This is a genomic window from Microcoleus sp. S13_B4 (assembly GCF_036700885.1).
In the GTDB taxonomy this organism is placed as follows: domain Bacteria; phylum Cyanobacteriota; class Cyanobacteriia; order Cyanobacteriales; family Microcoleaceae; genus Microcoleus.
Map to the genome: position 1 here is coordinate 1 of NZ_JAUBPU010000134.1, position 2193 is coordinate 2193.

The following is a 2193-nucleotide window of genomic DNA, read 5'->3' on the forward strand; positions in this document are numbered from 1 at the left end:
TAATTTTTGAGGAGATGATTCTTGCGTCATGAATCATATTTTACCATGCTGTGCCTAGATTGTGAACCTTCTTTTTTGCTATTACCCCGATTTATTGAGCGGATACGTCAGGAGTCTCGCTCACTCAAATGTCCGGGTGTTGAAATCCGCCAATGTCACTACCTGCTGTTTAAGTGCGCCTATATCTATCATAGAAAGGATGTCAGGAATTATAGGAAACTTGCTATGGCGACAAATGAAAGTCAAATAAATCACATTTACGGTTCAGAGGATGCTCAGGGTATTTTACAGCTTGCGATCACACGCCGACAGGATGAAGGGGAATTATCCAGAGTGCAGCTTTTCGAGATTGCAGCGGAATTGGGTATTTCCGAACAGGATATTGTGGCGGCGGAACAGCAATGGTTAGCAACTAGAGGAGAATTTCAAGAAAAGCTGGTTTTTAACACTTACCGTCGTCGCAAACTACATAAAAATGTGACCAAGTACGGCATTATCAATACTTTTTTAGTTTTGTTTAACCTAGCAGCATCGCACGAGCTTTCTTGGTCGCTTTTCATTTTACTAGCTTGGGGATTAGGATTGTCGCTGAATGCTTGGAATGTTTATCAAACTGAAGGGGAAGATTACGAAAAAGCGTTTCAGCGGTGGCGGTTGAAGAAACAAGTCGGAGAGTCTATTGGTACTGCGACGAATAAGTTTATGAAGTGGTTGCAGTCGTGATTTTCTATTAAGAAAAAAGCGAGCGCTTTTTCTTCTAATCAATTACCGCTAATACAAATAAGTAGCCAACTCTAACATTTATGCCGGAGAGAAATCGGACAAATGATTAATAACTGCTGTATTTTTTTCGGATATTTAAATTAACTCCTATATTCTTAGCCGCCATTCTCTCGCCCTTTTTCTACCTCATTAGTTGGGACTTTTGGCAATTATTTCCAAAATCCTGACAACAAAATTGTGAGGGAGTAGCTGATCAAAAGCAGCGCGAGATTTCCGGCAGACCTCAACAAAATCGTCATCCGAAAGTTTATCGTGAAAAGCTTGGATATAATCTCCAATCCGATGCACTTCCGAAAAAGGAACGATAACGCAAAAATCTTCCCATTTCATCCCTCTCAACTCCGGTAACGATTTATTGGTATCAATGAAAACCGGAATTCTCCCTGCTGACATCACCTCCCAGAGCTGGTAACAGCTATTATCGTCTCCCCTCATTGTTAAGATATAAGCATTATTCTCGATATTTTCGAGATACTCGGCTCTTTGGCGCTTTTTTTCTTCCACTGGAAGATCAAAAAAATCTCCCTTTCTTTCTATCAAAGATGTTTGTAGATTTTTCGTTTTTCGCACTTCATTAATTACTTTTTTTCTGACTAATCGTGCAATCAACCTTCGCCTTCCCAAATTCAAATTACGATTAACAAAAGGGTTGCCTGCCATCCAGTTAACCATTGAATCAGAAAATTTAATATAACGTAATATCAGCGAATTTATTCGGGATGGATATTCAACGTTTCCCACAAAACCGACAGTAGGAATTGATGGCTTTGAGATATTTACCTTCTCTCCCAGGTCATAAATCCATTGGGGTGTGGGTATTAATTTTTCTTTTTTATCACGGTAAGTTGCCGCGGAAAAAAATATTTCTCCTTGAAAAGAGTTAAACTCCATACCGCTTGCAAAGGTGACGAGCGTCCTTTTTGCTCCTAATACTTGGCGCCGAAATTTATTTAATTGATCTTCCTTCTTAAGGATATAATAACTTGAAATAGAATGTGGAATTACCACAATGTTGCCTGCATCTGCCAAGTGTGTAAATCTGTGAATCTTGACTAGCTCGGGCAATTTATCCCTGAGCAAATTCCAAAACTGTAACTCTGGATTAGTCTCCGGCGGGCTGAGGTGCATTAGCAGTGGGACTGGGCGTATATCAGGAAGTAGTAAATCTTCATTGATCCATATATCTAGAGGTTTCTTAAGTTGGCTGCTCATTTTAGTTTTCGGGAGTAAATTTTTGTTTACGTTCAACCCAAATCTTGACAGGCGGGGACTCTCCCCGCTGCCACTGAATTTTAACATAGGTAATCAAAATTTTAAGAGCAGGAGGTAGCGATAAGCTGTTGTGCCTTTAAATAGGGTATAATAAAAAATGAGTTTAGTCAATCTCTACAAAAATTCCAGCTAAAAACC

General features: G+C 39.5%; 2 protein-coding genes. One reads left to right on the forward strand and one right to left on the reverse strand.

Going from position 1 to position 2193, the window contains the following annotated elements; genetic code table 11:
* Nucleotides 1–225 precede the first annotated feature (225 nt).
* Nucleotides 226–723, forward strand: coding sequence for a 2TM domain-containing protein (locus QT994_RS27505; protein WP_333180268.1), 498 nt, complete (start codon nucleotides 226–228; stop codon nucleotides 721–723).
* A 189-nt stretch (nucleotides 724–912) separates the two neighbouring features.
* On the opposite strand, the gene QT994_RS27510 is transcribed toward QT994_RS27505, so the two are convergent.
* A complete protein-coding gene (locus QT994_RS27510) occupies nucleotides 913–1995 on the reverse strand; it encodes a hypothetical protein (protein ID WP_333180271.1) in 1083 nt (360 codons plus the stop codon).
* Nucleotides 1996–2193: the final 198 nt, after the last annotated feature.